The organism is Corallococcus praedator (genome assembly GCF_003612125.1).
Taxonomy (GTDB): Bacteria; Myxococcota; Myxococcia; order Myxococcales; family Myxococcaceae; genus Corallococcus; species Corallococcus praedator.
In genome coordinates, this window is sequence record NZ_RAWI01000978.1 from 1 (window position 1) to 457 (window position 457).

Here is a 457-nt window from a genome sequence, read left to right on the forward strand (position 1 = left end):
CACCTACACCCTGTCGGCGCCCATGAACGGCGACGACGTCGCGACCCTGCAGTCGCGGCTGCAGAATCTCGGCTACTACACCGGTCTCGTCGACGGCCAGTTCGGCGAGTCCACGTACACGGCGCTGTGTTCGTATCAGAGCGAGTACGGCATGACCCCCGACGGCCTCTGCGGCCCCGACACGCTCCGGTCGCTGGACAACCTCGGCACCAAGGTCACCGGCGGTTCGCCGCACGCCATCCGCGAGCAGGAGTCGGTCCGGCGCTCGGGCCCCCAGCTGTCGGGCAAGCGTGTGGTCATCGATCCCGGCAACGGGGTGGTCGACGCCGCCGTGGGTCCGGAGACCGCGGCGCTCGAGACGAGCATCCTGTGGGATCTCGCGCACCGGCTCGAAGGTCGCATGGCGGCCGCCGGGGTGGAGACATTCCTCTCGCGATCGGTGTCGGACAACCCTGAC

The 457-nt window shown here is 69.4% G+C and carries 1 protein-coding gene; it reads left to right on the forward strand.

The features are described from left to right. Window positions 1-457, forward strand: a 457-nt coding sequence (locus D7Y13_RS42680; RefSeq protein ID WP_208734620.1) for a peptidoglycan-binding protein, incomplete at both ends; no start/stop codon positions are given.